Genomic DNA, 20,974 nt, shown 5'->3' with positions numbered 1-20,974 from the left:
GGAAGGGCGTAACGGGTGGTGATGATAGCGGTTTGACAAGCGCAGGGGCGCGATCTGTACCGCAAGGACCGATATTGACATGTGGTGTTGGGCGTGGGGTTCTAGAACCTTATGGTCTGCTTGAGCATCCGGGTGGTCGGTTCATCCGCCGGGCTGACCATCGCATAGTTGTAGCCGGCGCCCGACCAGTACTCGGCCTGCAACCCGTCGGCACTGCGACTGCCCCGTGGCAGCAGGTTGTTTCCCGGCCCTGGTGGCCGGATGTAGAAGCTGATGCGCCGGCCTTGGGGGTCTTCGTACAGCACCATGGCCGCCGCGCCCTGTTCGGTGGTGAGCAAGCGCCCGCTGACCGCCTTGAAACCCGCCTGGGTCAGGTCCGGCAGGCGGTGGGCCTGGGTGAAGTAGCGGTCGAGCCAGGCTTGCATGTCGCCGTTGTCTTGCACTTTGTAGTCGGCGGGCATGATCTGGTTCTGGGCAAACAGGCGATAGGCCTGCATGGCATCGGTCATCGGTGGCACCGCGCTGGTCATGGTCGCTTGCCGTGCCTGCCAGCCGCCCAGGCCGCCGACGCTGACGGCTATCAACAGCACGGCGGCGGTGGCGAGGTGACGGCGAGACTGGCGCTTGATCCGCTGGCGAATCACGGCCGGGTCCAGGTCAGGATTGGCGGGTTGTTGTTGCAGCACGCCGCTCAAGGCGGCGCGCAGGTGTTGTGCATCCTGTTGCCAGGCGTGGACCTGGGCCGCGACCTCGGGGTGGGCCGCCAGCCAGGTATCGAGTAGGCGACGATCAGCCTCCAAAAGCTGGTGATCGACGTAGGCATGCAAATCGCGTTCGCTGGGAGGCAGGCTGATCATTTGAGTATCCGCAGGGAAGGGCTGGTGATTTCGCCGTCGCTGACCTGACGCAAGGCCTGGCGCGCACGGGACAGGCGAGACATCACGGTGCCGACGGGCACATCGAGGATGTCGGCGACTTCCTTGTAGCTCAAGCCCTCTACCGAGACCCACAGCAGCAGGGCGCGTTGTTCGGTGTTCAGTTGGTCGAAGGCTTGCAGGGTCGATTGCGCAATCACGGTGCGCTCCACCGAGGGCTGGGCGTCATCGCGGCCGGTAAAAAACTCAAGCATCCGCGCATAGCGCCGGGAACGCCGGTGTGCATCGAGAAACTGCCGGTAAAGGATCGAGAACAGCCATGCGCGCAAATCGCCTTCGGGGCGCTTGTCGGCCCAACGGATGATCGCGCGCTCAAGGCTCGCCTGTACCAGGTCGTCGGCGCTGTTGGAGTTACGCGTCAGGGACACGGCAAAACGCCGAAGCCTTGGAATGAGTTCACGTAACTGTTCGTCGAGTTCGTGCATGGGGTTCAGGCTAGTCACTACGCTGGGACTAGGAAGACGTCCAGCGTTGAAGGTTATTCCAGGCCTTGAAAAATAAACAGCCAGCCCGGGAATAGAGTTTACCGGGGTTCGTCCTATTGCTCCGACCTTCTGTTTTCACACCTGAGGCCATTGGCCCTGGAGTTCCTTCATGGTAGATCACTCATCACCGCCACGTCCGCCGCTCAGTACCGCAAGCTTGATAGCACGGTTAGCCAGCATCGGCGCGGTGGTTGCGGTTGTGGCCGGGGCTTTTGCCTACGTCAACGGCAGCCTTGACCCACAACGATTACGCCCAAAAACCCTGGTCAACGCCTTGGAAACCAACAGCGGCGTGCATCCGGGTTACCGCCGAAACCACTCTAAAGGTGTATGCGTGGCGGGTTATTTCGAGAGTGATCCTTCGGTTCGCCAGTATTCCAGTGCCCAAGTGTTCAGCGAGGCGCGTACGCCAGTGATTGGCCGCTTTGCCTTGCCCAGTGGCAACCCCTATGCGCCGGACAGCAGTGTGCCGATCCGCAGTTTTGCCCTGCAATTCAGCTTGGCCAACGGCCAGCAATGGCGCACTGGGATGAACAGCATGCCGGTGTTCCCGGTGGGCACGCCCGAGGCGTTCTACCAGATGCTCAAGGCGGGCGCTCCGGACCCTGCCACCGGCAAGCCGAACCCGGCCAATATGCCGGCATTCTTTGCTTCTCATCCGCAGACGGCGCCGTTTCTGGCCTGGGTCAAGACCGCTAAGCCGTCCGCCAGCTATGCCACAGAGACTTATAACGGCATCAATGCGTTTTACCTGGTGAATGCCAGTGGCCAACGTCAGGCCGTTCGCTGGGGCGTGGTGCCTGTGAGTGAGGATGCGCCAGGTGCTGCGGCGCCTGAAGGCGCTGACTTCCTGGAAAAAGACCTGGCACAGCGCCTGGTAGCCGGCCCCCTGCGTTGGCAGTTAAATATCACCCTGGCCAATCCCGGCGACCCCACTGATGACGCCAGCAAGGCCTGGTCGGGTGAGCACAAGGTGTTGAACGCCGGGACCCTGGTGCTGCAAAGCAGTCAGCCGCAAGTCGACGGTGATTGCCGCGATATCAACTTTGATCCGTTGATCCTGCCCAGTGGCATCGAAGCCTCCAATGACCCGCTGCTGGCCGCTCGTTCGGCGGCATATGCCAGTTCCTACCTGCGCCGTACCAGTGAAGTCAGTCAGTTGCACAGTGCCCCTCAGGAGTCGAAGCCATGAATGCCCAACCCCGGTTTTTTGCCCCGCTGGCGCGGCTGCTGCATTGGCTGATGGCCTTGATGGTCATTGCCATGCTGTTTATCGGCGCGGGCATGGCGGCCTCGGTCTCGGAACGGCACGAGTGGCTGCTGCATCTGCACAAGCCTTTGGGGATCGCCATCCTGGCGCTGGTGATCGTGCGCCTGGTAGTGCGCTTTTCCACTCGCCAGCCGCCGTTGCCCGCCGACTTGCCGTTATGGCAGGTGCTGGCGGCCAAGGCGTCCCATATCGTGCTTTACGGGTTGATGCTGATCTTGCCGTTGCTGGGCTGGGGGATGATTTCGGCGGCGGGTGATCCGGTGATGCTCAGCAGTTCCGTGCAGTTGCCTGCACTGGTCTCGGCCAATGCCCAGCTATTTGCGGTGTTGCGTAAGGCTCATGGGTTTCTTGCCTATTTGCTGTTCCTGACGGTGCTGATGCATCTGGCGGCGGCGCTGTTTCATGGGCTGATCCGCCGTGATGGCGTGCTGCAAAGCATGACCGGGACCAAGGACTGATGATGGTTAACCCTGTGACGGTTGTGCTTGTGCAGCCGTTGCAGGGTCCAGCGTAACCCGCCAGTAGATCAGCGCCAGCATGTTGATGCCGGCGCCGAGGGCGCAGACTCCAATCCATCCCGCCCAGGCATACACCATGGTTGCACCCACTGATCCCAGCGCGCTGCCCACCGAATAGAACAGCATGTAGCCGGCCGCCAACCGGCTCTGGGCTTCGGGGCGTACGCTGTAGATCAGGCTTTGGCTGGTGACGTGTACTGCTTGCAGGCCCAGGTCGAAGGTAATCACGCCGAGCAACAGCGCCCACAGGGAGGATTGGGTAAAGGCAATCGCCAGCCAGGACACCAGCATCAATACCAGGGCAACGCCGCTGGTCCATTGGGCCAGGCCCCGGTCGGCCAGATGCCCGGCGCGGGCGGCACCAAGGGCACCGGCTGCACCGGCCAGTCCGAACAGGCCGATTTGCGTGTGGGACAACGACAGCGGCGGGGCGCTCAAGGGCAACACCAGTGGCGTCCACAGCACGGTGCCGGCGGCGAAAATCAGCAGCGCCAGTACCGCCCGATCCCGCAGTACCTTTTCTTCCCGGAACAGGGTGAAGACCGAGCGGATCAACTGACCATAGGATTCGCTGGCCCTTGGCTGTTCGGCTGTGGGCAAGATCCGCCAAAGCATCAGTGCCATCAGCAAGGTCAATCCCGCCGACAACACGTACACCGAGCGCCAACCGGCCAGGTCAGCCATGGTTCCCGACACCGTGCGCGCCAGCAGCAGGCCGACCACGATGCCACTGGTGACCAGCCCCACTACATGCCCGCGTTGCTCGGGCCGTGCCAGGTTTGCGGCATAGGCCACCAGCACCTGGGTCACTACCGCCAGCAACCCGGTGAGGACCATGCCGGCCAGCAGCCAAAAGCGGTTGGAGGACAGTGCCACCAGCAGGACCGCGAAAGTCGACAACAGCAACTGGCCGACGATCAAGCGGCGCCGGTTCAACAAGTCGCCCAGGGGTACCAGCAGTAACAGGCCGACGCCATAACCGATCTGGGTCAGGGTGATGACGATACCGACCGTGGCGTGGTCCATGGCGAAGGTGTCGGCCATGGCATCCAGCAAGGGTTGGGCATAATAGACGTTCGCCACCGACAGGCCGCAGGCGATGGCGAACAGCAAGACTACGGCGCCGCTCAAGGGGGATTGAGACATCGTGATTTCCCTATTCTGGTTTCGAATTAAAACCAGTTGTACGGTAGGTATTCTGGTTTTATATTGCAACCACATTTTTCCGAAGGCAGGCATCTCCCCATGGTCAAGCTCACCCGCTTTGAAGGTGCCGAATGCCCGGTGGCTCGTTCCCTCGATGCCATTGGCGATGGTTGGGCGCTGTTGATCATTCGTGATGCCTTCGACGGCATCCGACGCTTTGGTGAGTTCCAGCGCAGTCTGGGGGTGGCCAAGAACATTCTTTCGACGCGTTTGCGTAGCCTGGTGGCCCATGGGGTTTTCGAGATCGTTCCGGCGTCGGATGGCAGCGCGTATCAGGAATACCAGTTGACGGAAAAGGGCAGGGGGTTGTTCACCGTGATCATTGGATTACGGCAATGGGGCGAGGGGTTTTTCTACGCTGAGGGTGAACACCATTCGGTGATGGTGGACTGCGAGCAGGGGCTTGCGTTACGGGCGCTGGAGTTGCGGTCGGCAGATGGCCGCCTGGTGGGGCCAGAGGATTGTCGACGCGTGGCCGTCGAGTAAAGGGCCCAAATCCAGAGGGCCCTCCAGCAGGGGGTTAGCGCAACACTGCAACGATATCCGCCACCGTACTCAACACATCCTTGCCCAGCTGCATCGAGCGTTTGCCCGACCAGCCGGTGTGCGGATCAGGTGAGTCATCGTTGTCCTTGAAGGGCATTTCCAGGGTCAGTGACAGGCAATCGAACTTCTCGCCGACGCTGTTGCAGGCCAGTGTCATGTTGGCTTCGCCCGGCAAATCACGGGTGTAGCCGTGGACGGTCTGGAAGTCGCGGGTCAATGCGCTCAAGTGGCTGCGAAAGTGTTTTTCCAGCTGTTCGATACGCGGCGTGTAACCAGGGTTGCCTTCACAACCAGCGGTGAAGACGTAGGGGATTTCTTCGTCACCGTGGATATCCAGGAACAGGTCGACGCCATATTTTTCCATCTGCTGCTGGACGAACAGCACTTCCGGACTGATTTCCTGGCTGGCGCTCTGCCAGGCGCGGTTGAGGTCCTGGCCCATGGCGTTGGTGCGCAGGTGGCCGTGGAAGGCTCCGTCCGGGTTCATGTTGGGCACCAGGTACAGATCGGCGGCGGCCAGGAGCTTTTTCAGTTCATCATCGCCGTCCTGTTGCAGGCGCTCGATGATGCCTTCCATGAACCATTCGGCCATGTGCTCGCCCGGATGCTGCTGGGCAATGATCCAGACCTTGCGCTTGCCTTTGCCGCCTTTGCCCCGACGCAGTAATGGAATGTCGCGGCCTTCAACACTTTTGCCGGTGGCCAGCAATTGAGTGCCGGCGCGATTCAGCGCCTGGTCGATCAACCCGTCATGACGCTCGCGGCTGTAGGGTTCGAAGTAGGCGAACCAGGCTTGTTTTTCCTGGGTTTCAAGGCTGATGTGCAGGGTCTCGCCATCAAAGCGGGTAGGCACCCGGAACCAATTGATGTGGTCGTAGGATGCCACGGCGCTGTAGCCAGTCCAGGCATGTTTGTAGGAGGACTGGCCGGCGTTGCTCAGGCGGAAGGTGTGGGTGTGGCCCACATGCATGCCCTCGGCCTTGAAGTGGAACCACTGGAAGTGCTGGCTGCGAGTATCTGGTTTGATCGCCAGCAGCAATTGATGGGCATCGCTGGCGTCGAGCACCTGGATATTGCCACTGTCAAAGTTGGTGCTGATTTTGATGGAGGTCAAGGCCACGGTCATAGTCTGGTTGCCTGAATATGATTGTTGTGGCTGGCATTTTACACAGGAGCGAGGTAAAGCTCGGACGCAAATTTTTGCGTGGGAAGAGGGGGGCGTCATCCATGACGCCGCAGTAGCTTAGAATCTATGAGATTGATTCTCAAGTGCTATTTTGGAAAGATCGATGCCAGAGCGCTTGATCGGCTTTCTTTCGGCGATAGTCTTTTGCTACCATGCGAGCCATCAAGCAACACACAGTCTTCATTAGCCTGAAGCCACGCCAGGAAAAACTGGCAAAAAAAGACCCGGCCAAAGAGCCGGGTCAAAAACCGTGATTAGCCTGATGAGGAGATATTCCAAGAGTCCGACCTAAGGTCCCTTGGTCTATCGACTGATCTCGCGACCAGCTGCATGCAATAATAATCATTATCATTTGCAAGTCAAATGTTTTTATCCGTCGGATAGAAATATTTGTCGTTCATGCCTTCTACGCGCTTTTCTGGTGATCGGTTTCCCGAGCCGAGACTTGCAGTGTCCGTTCCAGCATGGCCCTGGCCATATCAATCAAATAAACCACCGAAAATGCCAGATCGCGGCTATTGCCGAGGGTGCCATTCGCCGATTCATAAGCCGTGGCGGCCGCGCTGCGCAGCAGGTCAGAGGCGTGGAGAAGGGCTTCTTCATCACTGACCTCGGCCTTGACTTCGAACAAGGTGCCATCGGTTACCGATTCGGTTACATCCGTTTTCAAGTAATAATCCAGCGCACGCTGGGCTGCACCGCTGCTGTGCAGGAAAAGCAGTTCATCTTCGTCGGGTGTACAGGGCTGGTGGTCCGGGGACAGGGTCATGATGTGGGTGCTCTGGGTGGGGAGTGGAATGCCTGGACTCAATAATAGTACGTATTGTATTTATGTCATTTGATTGATTACTACAAACTGTTTATTGTGGGCCTGAATACACAACGTATTGTCGGCCCTATGGACAAATGGATAGCGTTGGTCAAAACCAGCATGAAAGACCGCAAGGTCACACAGGATCAGCTTGCAGAGCGCTTGGGCATGTCCCAGGGCGGCGTCGGCCATTGGCTGAACAAACGCCGTATACCGAGCCTCGCCGACATGAATCGGGTGATCGAGGAGCTCGGCCTGGGGGTTCTCGAAGTCGCCTTGGTGATCCGCGAAAAAGCCACCGAGCCGGCTGAAGACGAGCAGTTGCCGGCCGAGAAATACAACCCGTATTTTCGTTATCCGGTGAGCGACTGGAAGGGCGTGGGCGAGGTTCGCGAAGAGCGCCCGGCCTATGGCGCTGCGCGCTTCGAGCTGACGGACTACCGCGCCCGCGGCGCTGCGTTCTGGCTGCAGGTGACAGGTGACGCGATGACCGCGCCCAGCGGTTTGAGCATCGGTGAAGGGATGATGATCCTGGTCGACCCGGCGATTGAAGCCGGGCCCGGCAAGCTGGTAGTCGCCCAATGGCCGGATGCCATCCAGGCGACCTTCCGCAAACTGATGGAGGAGAGCGGCCAGCTTTACCTGGTGCCGCTTAACCCGACCTATCCGAAAGCCCTGTTCACCGATGAATGCCGGATCATCGGCGTAGTGGTACAGGCGACGGTGAAGTTCTAAGCCTGCGCCTCCAGTTCTACCAGCGCGCTGCCTTCGCCGACCATTTCGCCTTCTTGGCAATACAGCGCCTTGACGATGCCGGCGTGGGGCGCCCGGATGCTGTGCTCCATTTTCATGGCCTCCAGCACCACCAACTGTGCGCCGGCCTCAACGGCCTGCCCGAGTTCCACCAGCACGCGCACGATGCTGCCATTCATCGGTGCGGTCAGGCCGCCTTGATGAGACTGGCTGGCCTCAACCGCGGCGATCGGATCAAACAGCCTCACGCTGTGCATCTCGCCGTCCCAGCGCAGAAAGAAAACCCCTTCGCCACGTACGGCGAGGTGCGAGCGCCGCACGCCTTGCTGGTCGATCAGCAACTGTTCGCCCCGCAGTTGCGGTGCGTGAACACTTTCTCGCAGCGTCACGAGGCGATCCTGGCCGTTGCAACTCAAGTGCAGCGAGGTCTCGGCGGGTAAGCCTGCACGAAAGCCATTGCTGCGAGCCCAGGGCGAGCAAGGATCATCATCGCGTACCTTGGCAGGCTGACTCTGCATAAAGCCATGGCCGGCTGCTTCCCAGAACTCATCGCTCAATTCGCCGACGGCGGGCAGCAGGTCATCCTGATAGCGAGGAATAAACCCGGTATCCAGTTGCGCCGCCGCAAACGCCGGATGGCCGATGATACGTCGCACAAAGCCCAGGTTAGTCTTCAGCCCACCGATGGCGAACTCATCCAGCATGCTCAACAGTCGCAGGCGCGCCTGTTCGCGGTCCTCGCCCCAGGCAATCAGCTTGCCAAGCATCGGGTCGTAAAACGGCGAGACGCTATCGCCTTGCTCGACACCACTGTCAACCCTGCGGCCCGGCCCAGGCGCGGATTCACGGTACAGCGCCAGGTGCCCGGTGGCCGGCAGAAAATCATTGGCAGGGTCTTCGGCGTACAAGCGTACTTCAATGGCATGGCCGAGCAGCGGCACCTGCTCCTGGGTCATCGGCAACGGTTCGCCCTGAGCCACACGAATTTGCCAGGCCACCAGGTCAAGGCCAGTGATAGCCTCGGTCACCGGGTGCTCCACCTGCAGCCGCGTGTTCATCTCCATGAAGAAAAATTCGCCCCGTGCATCCAGCAAAAATTCCACGGTGCCAGCACCGACGTAGCCGATGGCCTGGGCCGCACGTACTGCAGATTCGCCCATGGCCTTGCGCAGCAAAGGGCTGAGACCGGGTGCTGGCGCTTCTTCAACGACCTTCTGATGACGGCGCTGGATCGAGCAGTCCCGCTCATTGAGGTACAGGCAATGCCCATGTTGATCGGCGAACACCTGGATCTCCACATGGCGCGGCTTGATCAGGTACTTCTCCACCAGCATCTGCGCGTTGCCAAAGGACGACAGGGCTTCACGCTGTGCCGAGGCCAGGGCTTCGGCCAGTTGGCTGACGTCTTCGACCACTTTCATGCCCTTGCCGCCACCACCGGCGGTGGCCTTGAGCAGCACCGGGTAACCAATGCGTTCGGCTGCTTCGCGAAAGGTTGCCAGGTCCTGTGCTTCACCATGGTAGCCGGGCACCAACGGCACCCCGGCGGTTTCCATCAAGGCCTTGGCAGCGGATTTGCTGCCCATGGCATCGATGGCCGAGGCGGGCGGGCCGAGGAAGATCAAACCGGCCGCTTCAATCGCTCGAGCAAATCCGGCGTTTTCCGACAGAAAGCCATAACCGGGATGAATCGCCTGGGCACCACTGGCCTTGGCCGCAGCGATCAGTTTGTCGATTTGCAGGTAGCTGTCAGCAGCCTTGCTGCCGCCCAGGTCGACGCAGATATCGGCCTCGCGGCTGTGGCGGGCGTCGCGGTCGGTAGCGCTGTGGACGGCGACCGTGGTCAGCCCCAACGATTTGGCCGTGCGCATGACCCTGCAAGCAATTTCGCCGCGATTAGCCACCAGCACGGTAGTGAGAACAGGTGAACTCATGAACGCGGCTCCTGGGATTGCCAGCTGGGCGGACGTTTTTGCAGAAAGGCTCGCAAGCCTTCCTGGCCTTCGGCGCTGACGCGGATGCGCGAGATGGAGTTTTCGCAATAGCGCCGCAGCGCCGGGGTAAGCGCGCCGTGAGCGACTTCGCGCAGCAAGTCTTTGCTGGCACGCATCGCCGCCGGGCTGTTGAGCAGCAGGTTGGCGATCCACTGTTCAACTTGATGATCCAGTTCGGCTGGCGGATAACTTTCCGCCAACAGGCCGATTTCCCGCGCGCGCTCACCACTGAACCGCTCGGCAGTCAGGGCATAACGGCGGGCTGCACGCTCACCGATGGCCTGAACCACAAACGGGCTGATGACCGCTGGCGCCAGGCCAATGCGCACTTCCGACAGACAGAACTGCGCGTCATTGGTGCCAATGGCCATGTCACAGCAACTGATCAAACCGAGGGCGCCACCGTAGGCTGCGCCCTGAACCACCGCCAGCGTCGGGATTTTCAGCTTGGCCAGGTTGTACATCAGCTCCGCCAGTTCCCGGGCGTCATCCAGGTTGGTGTGGTAATCCAGCTCGGCCGACTGTTGCATCCAGGCCAGGTCGGCGCCGGCGCTGAAGTGCTTGCCACGGCCGCGCAGTACCAGAAAGCGCAGGGCGGGATCACCCTGGACGTGGTCCAGGGCAATGATCAGTTCGCGGATCATTTCGGCGTTGAAGGCATTGTTTTTGTGTTCTCGACTCAGCCACAGGGTGGCGAAGCCACGGGCGTCGGTAACCAGTTCGAGAGTGTTGAAATCGCTCATGGGGTGCAGCTCCATTTCACATGCGGAACACGCCGAAGCGGCTCGGCTCGATGGGGGCATTCAGCGAGGCAGACAGGGCCAGGGCCAGCACGTCGCGGGTCTGCAACGGGTCGATGACGCCGTCGTCCCACAGGCGAGCGCTGGAGTAATAGGGGTGGCCCTGGGTCTCATATTGGTCGAGGATCGGTTGCTTGATGTTGGTCTCTTCCTGGGCACTGAACGGCTGGCCACTGCGCTCTGCCTGCTCTCGCTTGACCTGCACCAGCACGCCGGCCGCCTGTTCGGCACCCATCACGCCGATCCGCGCGTTGGGCCACATCCACAAGAAGCGCGGGTCATAGGCGCGACCGCACATCCCATAGTTCCCGGCGCCAAAGCTGCCACCGATGATCACCGTAAACTTTGGCACCTTGGCGCACGCCACGGCCGTCACCAGCTTGGCGCCGTGCTTGGCGATGCCGCCGGCCTCGTACTTCTGGCCGACCATAAACCCGGTGATGTTTTGCAAAAACAGCAGGGGAATCCCGCGCTGGCAGGCCAGCTCGATAAAGTGCGCGCCTTTTTGCGCAGCCTCGGCGAAGAGGATGCCGTTGTTGGCCAGGATCGCAATCGGGTAGCCGTGCAAGTGGGCGAAACCACACACCAGGGTGGTGCCGAACAGTGCTTTGAATTCATCGAACACCGAACCGTCCACCAGTCGGGCGATGACTTCGCGCACATCGAATGGCTGCTTGGCGTCGGCCGGAATCACCCCATACAACTCATCGCTGCCATAGAGCGGCGCCACAGGTGTGCGCTGCTGCAACTGACCCTGTTTATGCCAGTTGAGGTTGGCCACGCTACGGCGGGCCAAGGCCAGCGCATGTTCGTCGCTGTCGGCATAGTGGTCGGCCACACCGGAAATCTTGCAATGCACATCGGCGCCGCCCAGGTCTTCGGCGCTGACCACTTCACCAGTGGCGGCCTTCACCAGCGGCGGGCCGGCCAGGAAAATAGTGGCTTGCTGGCGGACCATGATCGCTTCGTCCGCCATGGCCGGCACATAAGCACCGCCAGCGGTGCAGGAGCCCATGACCACCGCGATTTGCGGGATGCCCTGGGCACTCATGTTGGCCTGGTTGAAGAAGATCCGCCCAAAGTGCTCGCGATCGGGGAACACCTCATCCTGGCGCGGCAGGTTGGCGCCGCCCGAATCCACCAGATAGATGCAAGGCAGGCGGTTCTGCTCGGCGATGGTCTGGGCGCGCAGGTGTTTTTTGACCGTCAGCGGGTAGTAGGAGCCGCCTTTCACCGTGGCGTCGTTGGCGACGATCATGCACTCGACGCCTTCGACGCGGCCAATCCCGGCAATCACGCCAGCGGCTGGCACGTCTTCGCCATACACCTGGTAGGCGGCCAGCTGGCTGAGTTCAAGAAACGCTGAACCGGGATCGAGTAAACGATTGATACGCTCGCGAGGCAGCAGTTTGCCACGGGAGGTATGGCGCTCCTGGGCCTTGGCGCCGCCGCCTTGCTGTACCTGGGCGAGCAGGGTGTGCAGGGCGTCGACCTGTTTGAGCATCGCCGCGCTGTTAGCGGCAAATTCCGCCGAGCGCGGGTTGAGTTGGGTGTGCAGGGTTGCCATGGCGCGCGCTCCGTTAGCGGGTTTCGTTAAACAGTTCGCGACCAATCAACATGCGACGAATCTCACTGGTTCCCGCACCGATTTCATACAGCTTGGCGTCGCGCAACAGGCGGCCAGCCGGGAACTCGTTAATGTAGCCGTTACCGCCCAGAATCTGGATCGCATCGAGGGCCATTTGCGTGGCGCGTTCGGCGCTGTAGAGGATTACCCCGGCGGCGTCCTTGCGCGTGGTTTCGCCGCGCTCGCAGGCCTGAGCCACGGCGTACAGGTAGGCACGGCTGGCGTTGAGCTGGGTGTACATGTCAGCGACCTTGCCCTGGATCAGCTGGAATTCGCCGATGCTCTGGCCAAATTGCTTACGGTCGTGGATGTAAGGGACAACGACGTCCATGCACGCCTGCATGATCCCGGTGGGGCCGCCAGACAGCACCACGCGTTCGTAGTCCAGGCCGCTCATCAACACCCGCACGCCGCCGTCGAGCTTGCCCAACAGGTTTTCTTCCGGCACTTCAACGTCATCGAAAAACAGCTCGCAGGTGTTGGAGCCGCGCATACCCAGCTTGTCGAACTTGTTACTGCGGCTGAAGCCTTTCCAGTCGCGTTCGACGATAAACGCGCTGATGCCGTGGGCGCCTTTTTCCAGGTCGGTCTTGGCGTAGATCACATAGGTGGTGGCGTCGGGGCCGTTGGTGATCCAGGTTTTGCTGCCATTGAGCACGTAGTGATCGCCGCGTTTATCGGCACGCAGCTTCATCGACACCACGTCAGAACCGGCATTCGGCTCGCTCATGGCAAGGGCGCCGACGTGCTCGCCGCTGATCAGCTTGGGCAGGTATTTGGTTTTCTGTTCGTGGTTGCCGTTGCGGTTGATCTGGTTGACGCAGAGGTTGGAGTGGGCGCCATAGGACAGCGCCACCGACGCCGAGCCCCGGCTGATTTCTTCCATGGCCACCACGTGGGCGAGGTAACCCAGGCCGGCGCCGCCGTATTCTTCTGGCACGGTAATGCCCAAGAGGCCCATGTCACCAAACTTGCGCCACATGTCTACGGGGAACAGGTTATCGATGTCGATCTGCGCTGCTCTTGGTGCCAGTTCCTTGGCCACAAAGGACTGCACCTGGTCACGCAGCATGTCGATGGTTTCACCAAGGGCGAAGTTCAGGGAGGGGTAACTCATGACGGGGCACCTTTACGCTTTATTTTTGTGGGAGTTGATTGCCCGGCCGGGCACTCACCTTTACGTTAACGTAAGCTTGCCTTGCGCGACTGTCAATCGTAGCTTACGTTAACGTCAAGCTCGCGCCTGCCTGGCGCACCGTCCACCTACAAAAAAGACAATAGGGGTCGTTATGGATCAACCGAATCAGAGCTACAGCCGTGGCTCCCAAGACAAGGCCTTGCTGGCCATGACCATTGGTCAGGCGTTTGACCGTACGGTCGCGCAGCATTCTGATGGTGATGCATTAATAGTGCGCCACCAGAACCTGCGTTACACCTGGCAGCAACTGGCCGATGCCGTTGACCTGCACGCCCGGGCACTGCTGGCGCTGGGCTTGCAGGCTGGAGATCGCCTGGGTGTCTGGGCGCCCAACTGTGCCGAGTGGGTTATCAGCCAGGTGGCCAGTGCCAAGCTGGGTGTGATCCTGGTCAATATCAATCCGGCTTACCGCAGCAGCGAACTGGAATACGTGCTCAAGCAATCCGGCTGCCAATGGTTGATCTGCGCGGGGGCGTTCAAATCGTCCGATTACCACGCCATGCTGCAAGAACTGGTACCGGAACTGGCGGAGCAGTCCATCGGCCAATTGCACTGCGAGAAGTTGCCTGAACTGCGTGGAGTTATCAGCCTCACCCCGCGGCCGCCCTCGGGATTCCTGCCCTGGTCGCAGCTGTCGACGATGGGAGCGGGCATCCCCCCGCAGCAACTGCACACCCGCCAGGCCAGCCTGCACTTCGATCAAGCCGTCAACATCCAGTACACCTCCGGCACCACCGGCTTCCCCAAGGGCGCCACCCTCAGTCACCACAATATTCTCAACAACGGCTATATGGTCGGCGAAAGCCTGGGGCTCACGGCGCAAGATCGCCTGGTGATTCCGGTGCCGCTCTACCACTGCTTCGGTATGGTTATGGGCAACCTGGGCTGCATCACCCATGGCACTACCATGATTTACCCCAATGACGGCTTCGACCCGTTGCTGACCCTGGCCGCCGTCGCCCAAGAGCAAGCCACCGGCCTGTACGGCGTGCCCACCATGTTTATCGCCATGCTCGATCACCCGCGCCGCGCCGAGTTCGACCTGTCGAGCCTGCGCACCGGGATCATGGCCGGCGCCACCTGCCCAATCGAGGTGATGCGCCGGGTCATCAGCGAGATGCACATGAGCGAGGTGCAGATTGCCTACGGCATGACCGAAACTAGCCCGGTGTCATTGCAGACCGGGCCGGATGATGGCCTGGAATTGCGGGTCACTACAGTCGGTCGCACCCAGCCGCAACTGGAAAGCAAGATCATCGACGAGGCCGGTAACACAGTGGCGCGCGGGCAGATAGGCGAGCTGTGTACCCGAGGCTACAGCGTCATGCTCGGTTATTGGAACAACCCCCAAGGGAGCCGAGAAGCTATCGACGACGCCGGCTGGATGCACACCGGCGACCTGGCGACCATGGACGAGCAGGGCTACGTATGTATTGCCGGGCGCAACAAGGACATGATTATTCGCGGCGGCGAAAACGTGTACCCGAGGGAGTTGGAGGAATTCTTCTTCACCCACCCGGCAGTGGCTGACGTGCAGATCATCGGCATCCCCGACGCACGCTATGGCGAGGAGATCGTCGCCTGGGTCAAATTCCATCCTGGCCATGTCGCCAATGAACTGGAACTGCAGACCTGGTGCAAGGGGCGGATTGCCCACTTCAAGACGCCCAAGCATTTCAAGTTTGTCGATGAATTTCCGATGACGGTGACCGGCAAGATCCAGAAGTTTCGCATGCGTGAGATCACGATTGAGGAGCTGCTGGGAAGGGATTGATGTAGGGGTGGGCTGTTTCCTGAAGCCCAGACAGCACAAAGGGGAGCCGAGGCTCCCCTTTAATTTGTTGTTACGTGCTCTTTTTTTATTATTGAGGGGCGGTCTATTGTTGTTTTTAGCAACCGTGGCCCTTTACTGCTGTTTTTGGCGACCCCCATCCGGGGTCAAGAGCAAACGTATTTTTTTGAGCGCTGATCTGCTTCTTCGCACGCGATCCAACCAGTGGGTAGCTACCTTGAGGTAGTTTTATTGTTCTCTGCCCGGTTGCGAGTGGCGGCATCTGCCGTACCCTGCGAAGCACATCTTCTCCAAAAAAATCTGTTAGCTGCGTCTCTGCCGTGTTGTTTTTGTTATGTCAGAGTCGTTACGTCTTATTTTTATTGGGTTTGATACGTTTTATTCTTGTTATGCCATAGAGATAGCAGAAGCCGTGCCAACTTTTTAAATTCCTTTAAAATCAATGGCTTGATTTTTTTTGTAGGAAATATCTTTCAGTAAGTGCGACAGAATATGTTCCCTTGTTACTCGATGTGTATCCGTGCGGTAACACATCTGCCCAGATGCGGTACTCAACCTCCACTGCGCGCCTTGGCTACCCGAGATCCGGTCGGGCGGCCCAATACCGTACAAATCTGCTGGCCGGCCAGCAGCAGTTGATCCAAATCGATTCCGGTCTCGATACCCAGGCCATTGAGCAGGTACAGCACGTCCTCAGTGGCGACGTTACCGCTGGCGCCCTTGGCATAGGGGCAGCCGCCGAGGCCGGCGATAGAGCTGTCGAACACCTGGATGCCTTCCTGCAAGCTGGCGTAGACATTGGCGATGGCTTGGCCATAGGTATCGTGGAAGTGCCCAGCGAGCTTGTCCCGCGGCACTTGAGCGCCCACCACCTCAAACATTCGTCGCGTAGCGCCCGCAGTACCGGTGCCGATGGTGTCTCCCAGGGACACTTCATAACAGCCCATGGCATACAGCTCACGGGCGACGGCTGCCACCTGTTCCGGTGCGATCTGGCCTTCGTACGGGCAACCCAGCACACAGGACACGTAACCGCGCACAGTGATCCCATGTTGTTTTGCCGACGCCATGATTGGTGCGAACCGCTCCAGGCTTTCGCTGATGGAGCAGTTGATATTGCGCTGGGAAAACACCTCGGACGCCGCCGCGAACACCGCGACCTCCTTGACCCCGGCTGCCATCGCGTCCTCGAATCCCCGCAGGTTCGGCGCCAGCGCGCCATAGGTCACGCCAGGTTTGCGCTGTATCCGGGCAAACACCTCGGTGGAGCCGGCCATCTGCGGCACCCATTTGGGTGAGACGAAACTGCCCACTTCGATATAGCCCAGGCCGGCAGCGCTTAGGGCGTCTACCAGCCGGACCTTGTCGTCGACACTGATGGGTTGTGCTTCGTTTTGCAGACCGTCGCGTGGGCCGACTTCTACCAGGCGTACATGAGAAGGAAGAGACATGGGGATTACCTTTTAGAGTTGTTGGCCAACCTGGCTCTGAATGGTCTGTTCCAGCGCCTGGGTGCAGCGCTCTTCGGCGGTATCGAGTTCCAGCTTCATCTGCTCGATATCCAGCATCTGCTGCTCCAACTGCTGGCGGCGCTCGGTGATTTTCGCCAGCATGCTGTGCAGTTGTTTCTGATTGCCGCTGGTGGGGTCGTAGAGTTCGATCAACTCGCGGCATTCGGCCAGGGAAAAACCGATGCGCTTGCCTCGCAGGATCAGCTTGAGACTGACTTTGTCCCGAGGCGTATAAATGCGTTCCTGCCCCCGGCGTTCCGGGGACAGCAGGCCTTGTTCTTCATAGAAGCGAATGGCGCGGGTGGTGATGTCGAGCTCGCGGGCGAGGTCGGAGATGCTGTAGGTCGTGCTCATGCAGATGCCCAGAAGATGTCTTGGGCGCTAAGCTAATGGCTGGTTGACGTAAGCGTCAAGTCGCAATGAGGTTGCTGGGGCTGCTACGCAGCCCAACGTGGCGGTGCGGCGATCCGACAAGCCCGCTCGCCACAACAAACCTCCTCACAACAGATCAAGCTTGCTGCTTGTCCAGCTTCTTCTCATGGGCCGTCACCTGCTGGCACAACTCGATCATCTGCTCGCGCATCCAGCGGTTGGCAGGGTCCTGGTCGGTGCTTTCATGCCAGTAGAGGTGGGTTTCCACCGATGGCACATCATTGACCGGCAGGTTGAACGAATGCAGGTCGTTGCGCCGGGCAAAGCGCTCCGGCACGGTCATGACCATATCGGTCTGCTGCAGCACTTGCGACGCCATCAAGTAGTGCTGGGAGCGCAAGGCGACCTTGCGCTGAATACCCATCTTGCCCAGGGCCAGGTCGACATGGCCCAGGCCATTGCGGCGGCTGGAGATATGGATGTGGGTCAGCGAGAGGTAATCATCCAGGCTGAATTTTTCCTTGCCCACCATGGGATGACCCTTGCGCATGGCGCACACGTAGCGGTCTTCCATCAGCTTGACGTGGCGCACTTGCGGGTCGGTGTTAAGCGGCGCATCCACGGCGAAGTCCAGACGACCGGCCGCCAGTTCCTTGGTGGTTTCCCGGCGCTTGGACAGGAAGCTCTCGATGATTACCGTCGGTGCCAGGCGGCGCAGGCGTTGGAACAGCGGTGGCAGGATCACCGCTTCGGTAAGGTCGGTCATGCTGATGCGGTAGGTCTTGGCCGCCTGCAACGGGTTGAAGATCCGGCTTTCCTGCACCGACACCCGCAGCAACGACAGCGCGTTACGCACCGGGCCGATGATGTTTTGCGCCATGGGCGTGGGCACCATGCCTTGGGCTGTGCGCACGAACAGCGGGTCGTTGAAGGTTTCCCGCAGGCGTGCCAGAGCGTTCGACACCGCCGGTTGGGTAATGCCGACGATCTGCCCGGCGCGGGTCAGGTTGGCTTCGGTATAGATCGCGTCAAAGACGATGAAAAGGTTGAGGTCGACCTTGCTCAGATTCATTTCGCTGCGCTCTTATTGTTAGGTTTTTATAGGTTGATCATATATCGGTGATGAATGTTAATACACGCCGAGAATAGGCTAGGTAAATTTTCGTAGCTGTTCTAGCATCGTTTCATGACCCCGACAACCTCCCGTTCTAAGAGAAAGAGAAGGTAACTGCTCATGGATTTCGCTTATTCGCCCAAGGTTCAGGAACTGCGTGAGCGCGTCACCGCGTTCATGGACGCTTACGTTTACCCGGCCGAGCCGGTGTTTGAACGCCAGGTCAGCGAAGGTGATCGCTGGCAGCCCACCGCGATCATGGAGGAGCTCAAGGCCAAGGCCAAAACCGAGGGGTTGTGGAACCTGTTTCTGCCGGAATCGAAACTGGGCGCCGGCCTGACCAACCTGGAATACGCACCGTTGGCGGAAATCATGGGCCGTTCGTTGTTGGGGCCTGAACCGTTCAACTGCTCGGCGCCGGACACCGGCAACATGGAAGTGCTGGTGCGCTACGCCAACGAAGAGCAGAAACAACGCTGGCTGGAGCCGCTGTTGCGGGGCGAGATCCGCTCGGCATTCGCCATGACCGAACCGGACGTGGCCTCTTCCGACGCTACCAACATGGCCGCCCGCGCGGTTCGCGATGGCGACGAATGGGTTATCAATGGCAAGAAATGGTGGACCTCCGGCGCCTGTGATCCGCGCTGCAAGATCATGATCTTCATGGGCCTGAGCAACCCCGATGCGCCGCGTCATCAGCAACACTCGATGATCCTGGTGCCAGTGGACGCTCCCGGCGTGAAGATCGTCCGTCCGCTGCCGGTGTTTGGCTACGACGATGCACCTCACGGCCACGCCGAAGTGCTGTTTGAAAACGTCCGTGTACCGTACGAAAACGTCCTGCTGGGCGAAGGCCGTGGTTTCGAAATCGCCCAGGGCCGCCTTGGCCCTGGCCGTATCCACCACTGCATGCGTTCCATCGGCATGGCTGAACGGGCGCTGGAATTGATGTGCAAACGCGCCATCAGCCGCACCGCCTTTGGCAAGCCGCTGGCGCGTCTGGGGGGCAATATCGACAAGATCGCCGACTCTAGGATGGAAATCGACATGGCACGGCTGCTGACCTTGAAGGCGGCCTACATGATGGACACCGCCGGCAACAAAGTGGCGAAAAGCGAAATTGCCCAGATCAAGGTGGTGGCGCCGAACGTGGCCTTGAAGGTGATTGACCGGGCGATCCAGATCCACGGCGGCGCCGGAGTTTCCAATGATTTCCCGCTGGCCTACATGTACGCCATGCAACGCACCCTGCGCCTGGCCGACGGCCCGGATGAAGTACACCGCGCGGCGATTGGCAAGTTCGAGATCGGCAAGTATGTGCCTCGGGAAATGATGCGTAGCAGCCAGTAACCAGGCCTCTGTGGCAAGGGGGCAAGCCCCCTCGCCACAATAGTCCTGACGAGTCACCTCGATACCTCAATAAACCCAAACCTCCACCCGCCGATTCTTGATCCTTCCCTCATCCGCCGTATTCGCCGCCACCGGCATCTGTGCGCCAAACCCACTAATGTCGCGCAACACCACACCACTCTTGACCAACTCCCGACGCACCGCCATCGCCCGTAACTTGGACAGCAGGGCGGCCCGTTGCGGATCATTCTTCGCATCACCAAACCCCACCAGTGTTACCTGCTTGTCGAGCTTGCCGTGGCTTCTCAGGTAAGCCAACACCCGCATCAGGTCCTGGCGTGCCTTGCTATCGAGGCTGGCGCTGCCTTCCTCAAATCGAAAATTCACCGTCAACCGCTGGGCCTGGCGGGCAATCGCCTGATAGCCCTCGGGCATTGCTACGCGGGGCTCGACTTTGATGGCCTGGACCTGTTGCGCGATAAAACCATTGGCAGCAACGATAGCCTGGCCCTTGGCACTTTGGGCGAAGTTCACCAGCGCCTCGGCCCAGGGATTCTGCTTGCCGGGCGGCAGGTAAAAGAACAGTCGGCGTGACAGTGGGTAGTCTTCGGTGGCAATCAGGCTGCTCAGCGGGAGCATGGGTTGTGATTCGCCATCGCTGATGGCCACTGCCTTGGCCTGGCGTACATAGGGCAGGCCAATAAAACCGATGCCTTGGGGGTCGTGGCTGACGGCATCGGATAACTGCTCGCTGGACTCGAAGCGTTTGGCCGTGCCGTCGAGAAGTTTGCTTCGGCGGCTGAGCACCAGTTCCTTAAAGGTGTCGAAGGTGCCGGATTGATCATCCCGAGCGTACAGATGAATGGCGCCACCGACGCCACCCAAAGCCTCCCAGGTACTGACTTCACCACTGAAAATCTGCGCCAGTTGCTCAGTGTTCAAAGTGTTCAGCGGGTTGTGGGGATGAAGGATGATCGCCAAGCCATCAATGGCGATCACCTGTTCGGCATTGGCGCTTTTCAAGTCGCCCAGGGGTTCGAGGTCCACCAGTTCGCGATCCTTGATCGGGCGCGAAGATGCCGCCAGGTCGGCACTGGCGTTTTTTAACGCAGTAAACCCGGTGCTGGAACCGTGGGCGGCAATCTCCACCGTGACCCGGTTGCCTTGACGGGTTTTGCCAACGACGCGCTGCTCGTTGGCTTTGTCGTTGGGTTCACTGTGCACATCCTGCAGACCCTGTTGCTCCATCAAGCCCTTGACCAACGCCGGACCCAACGCCGCGCCAATGGTATTGGAGCCCTGGATACGCAAGGCCGGGCTGTGTTCGGGAAAGGGGAGTTGCGCAGAAAACGCGTGGAGGGGCAGGGCGCTGCAAATTGCCAGCAGGTACAGAACGCGCAGCATCATGCCGGCACCTTCTCAAGCCAAAGGGAGTGCCGGGAGATTAAGTCAGGAAGGTTGCATAAATATGACTGCAGGAGCGAGCAAGCTCGCTCCTGCAAGGGA

The 20,974-nt window shown here is 60.0% G+C and carries 19 protein-coding genes; 6 read left to right on the top strand and 13 right to left on the bottom strand.

The genetic code is table 11. The features are described 5' to 3' along the window. Nucleotides 1-101: 101 nt before the first annotated feature. Both ACZRJ6_RS16950 and ACZRJ6_RS16945 read right to left on the bottom strand, forming a co-directional pair. The gene (locus tag ACZRJ6_RS16950; RefSeq protein WP_463969420.1) at nucleotides 102-857 is read right to left on the bottom strand and encodes an anti-sigma factor family protein; all 756 of its coding nucleotides are present in this window, start codon (nucleotides 855-857) and stop codon (nucleotides 102-104) included. Beyond that, nucleotides 854-1,360, bottom strand: a complete 507-nt coding sequence (locus ACZRJ6_RS16945; protein WP_463969421.1) for a sigma-70 family RNA polymerase sigma factor — start codon at nucleotides 1,358-1,360, stop codon at nucleotides 854-856. Before ACZRJ6_RS16945 ends, ACZRJ6_RS16950 begins: the two co-directional genes overlap by 4 nt. 169 nt (nucleotides 1,361-1,529) lie before the next feature. Between ACZRJ6_RS16945 and ACZRJ6_RS16940 the strand changes: the two genes are divergently transcribed. Together ACZRJ6_RS16940 and ACZRJ6_RS16935 are read left to right on the top strand one after the other, a co-directional pair. Beyond that, nucleotides 1,530-2,612: a catalase family peroxidase gene (locus tag ACZRJ6_RS16940; RefSeq protein WP_463969422.1), complete on the top strand. Its 1,083-nt coding sequence runs from the start codon at nucleotides 1,530-1,532 to the stop codon at nucleotides 2,610-2,612. Continuing rightward, nucleotides 2,609-3,148 carry a cytochrome b gene (locus tag ACZRJ6_RS16935; protein ID WP_463969423.1) on the top strand — a complete coding sequence of 180 codons (540 nt, stop codon included), beginning with the start codon at nucleotides 2,609-2,611 and terminating at the stop codon, nucleotides 3,146-3,148. Before ACZRJ6_RS16940 ends, ACZRJ6_RS16935 begins: the two co-directional genes overlap by 4 nt. Before the next feature lie 6 nt (nucleotides 3,149-3,154). Here ACZRJ6_RS16935 and ACZRJ6_RS16930 read toward each other — a convergent pair whose 3' ends face one another. Continuing rightward, entirely contained in the window at nucleotides 3,155-4,354 is a 1,200-nt protein-coding gene (locus ACZRJ6_RS16930) for an MFS transporter (RefSeq protein ID WP_463969424.1), read from the bottom strand. Nucleotides 4,355-4,453: 99 nt separating this feature from the next. Between ACZRJ6_RS16930 and ACZRJ6_RS16925 the strand changes: the two genes are divergently transcribed. Continuing rightward, a complete protein-coding gene (locus ACZRJ6_RS16925; protein WP_463969425.1) occupies nucleotides 4,454-4,900 on the top strand; it encodes a winged helix-turn-helix transcriptional regulator in 447 nt (148 codons plus the stop codon). A gap of 34 nt (nucleotides 4,901-4,934) precedes the next feature. Here ACZRJ6_RS16925 and ACZRJ6_RS16920 read toward each other — a convergent pair whose 3' ends face one another. Together ACZRJ6_RS16920 and ACZRJ6_RS16915 are read right to left on the bottom strand one after the other, a co-directional pair. Beyond that, complete coding sequence (locus tag ACZRJ6_RS16920; protein ID WP_463969426.1) at nucleotides 4,935-6,086, bottom strand: M14 family metallopeptidase; 1,152 nt, start codon at nucleotides 6,084-6,086, stop codon at nucleotides 4,935-4,937. A 466-nt stretch (nucleotides 6,087-6,552) separates the two neighbouring features. Further along, nucleotides 6,553-6,915: a DUF6124 family protein gene (locus tag ACZRJ6_RS16915; protein ID WP_463969427.1), complete on the bottom strand. Its 363-nt coding sequence runs from the start codon at nucleotides 6,913-6,915 to the stop codon at nucleotides 6,553-6,555. Between the two features lie 129 nt (nucleotides 6,916-7,044). Here ACZRJ6_RS16915 and ACZRJ6_RS16910 point away from each other — a divergent pair, with 129 nt between their 5' ends. Beyond that, nucleotides 7,045-7,692, top strand: coding sequence for a LexA family protein (locus ACZRJ6_RS16910; RefSeq protein ID WP_463969428.1), 648 nt, complete (start codon nucleotides 7,045-7,047; stop codon nucleotides 7,690-7,692). On the opposite strand, the gene ACZRJ6_RS16905 is transcribed toward ACZRJ6_RS16910, so the two are convergent. Genes ACZRJ6_RS16905 through ACZRJ6_RS16890 form a run of 4 tightly spaced genes read right to left on the bottom strand, consistent with a single transcriptional unit; the run spans nucleotide 7,689 to nucleotide 13,248 of the window. Then, a complete protein-coding gene (locus ACZRJ6_RS16905) occupies nucleotides 7,689-9,644 on the bottom strand; it encodes an acetyl/propionyl/methylcrotonyl-CoA carboxylase subunit alpha (RefSeq protein WP_463969429.1) in 1,956 nt (651 codons plus the stop codon). The two genes, ACZRJ6_RS16910 and ACZRJ6_RS16905, sit on opposite strands and share 4 nt — an antisense overlap. Next, nucleotides 9,641-10,447 carry a gamma-carboxygeranoyl-CoA hydratase gene (locus ACZRJ6_RS16900; protein WP_463969430.1) on the bottom strand — a complete coding sequence of 269 codons (807 nt, stop codon included), beginning with the start codon at nucleotides 10,445-10,447 and terminating at the stop codon, nucleotides 9,641-9,643. The genes ACZRJ6_RS16905 and ACZRJ6_RS16900 overlap by 4 nt, the downstream gene beginning before the upstream one ends. A 16-nt stretch (nucleotides 10,448-10,463) precedes the next feature. Continuing rightward, the gene (locus tag ACZRJ6_RS16895; protein ID WP_463969431.1) at nucleotides 10,464-12,071 is read right to left on the bottom strand and encodes a carboxyl transferase domain-containing protein; all 1,608 of its coding nucleotides are present in this window, start codon (nucleotides 12,069-12,071) and stop codon (nucleotides 10,464-10,466) included. A 13-nt stretch (nucleotides 12,072-12,084) separates the two neighbouring features. Then, nucleotides 12,085-13,248: an isovaleryl-CoA dehydrogenase gene (locus tag ACZRJ6_RS16890; RefSeq protein ID WP_463969432.1), complete on the bottom strand. Its 1,164-nt coding sequence runs from the start codon at nucleotides 13,246-13,248 to the stop codon at nucleotides 12,085-12,087. Between the two features lie 172 nt (nucleotides 13,249-13,420). Between ACZRJ6_RS16890 and ACZRJ6_RS16885 the strand changes: the two genes are divergently transcribed. Further along, on the top strand, nucleotides 13,421-15,103 hold the full coding sequence (locus tag ACZRJ6_RS16885) for an AMP-binding protein (protein WP_463969433.1): 1,683 nt from the start codon (nucleotides 13,421-13,423) through the stop codon (nucleotides 15,101-15,103). A 569-nt stretch (nucleotides 15,104-15,672) separates the two neighbouring features. On the opposite strand, the gene ACZRJ6_RS16880 is transcribed toward ACZRJ6_RS16885, so the two are convergent. The 3 genes from ACZRJ6_RS16880 to ACZRJ6_RS16870 form a co-directional block, all read right to left on the bottom strand. Further along, the gene (locus ACZRJ6_RS16880) at nucleotides 15,673-16,572 is read right to left on the bottom strand and encodes a hydroxymethylglutaryl-CoA lyase (protein ID WP_463969434.1); all 900 of its coding nucleotides are present in this window, start codon (nucleotides 16,570-16,572) and stop codon (nucleotides 15,673-15,675) included. Between the two features lie 12 nt (nucleotides 16,573-16,584). Beyond that, a complete protein-coding gene (locus ACZRJ6_RS16875) occupies nucleotides 16,585-16,986 on the bottom strand; it encodes a MerR family transcriptional regulator (protein ID WP_463969435.1) in 402 nt (133 codons plus the stop codon). Nucleotides 16,987-17,140: 154 nt separating this feature from the next. Beyond that, a complete protein-coding gene (locus ACZRJ6_RS16870; RefSeq protein WP_463969436.1) occupies nucleotides 17,141-18,076 on the bottom strand; it encodes a LysR family transcriptional regulator in 936 nt (311 codons plus the stop codon). A 162-nt stretch (nucleotides 18,077-18,238) separates the two neighbouring features. Between ACZRJ6_RS16870 and ACZRJ6_RS16865 the strand changes: the two genes are divergently transcribed. Next, nucleotides 18,239-19,468, top strand: a complete 1,230-nt coding sequence (locus tag ACZRJ6_RS16865; RefSeq protein ID WP_463969437.1) for an acyl-CoA dehydrogenase — start codon at nucleotides 18,239-18,241, stop codon at nucleotides 19,466-19,468. Nucleotides 19,469-19,534: 66 nt separating this feature from the next. Here ACZRJ6_RS16865 and ACZRJ6_RS16860 read toward each other — a convergent pair whose 3' ends face one another. Further along, the gene (locus ACZRJ6_RS16860) at nucleotides 19,535-20,875 is read right to left on the bottom strand and encodes a substrate-binding domain-containing protein (protein ID WP_463969438.1); all 1,341 of its coding nucleotides are present in this window, start codon (nucleotides 20,873-20,875) and stop codon (nucleotides 19,535-19,537) included. Nucleotides 20,876-20,974: the final 99 nt, after the last annotated feature.

This window comes from Pseudomonas sp. C321 (assembly GCF_055407105.1).
This window is presented reverse-complemented; position numbering and strand designations above follow the sequence as displayed.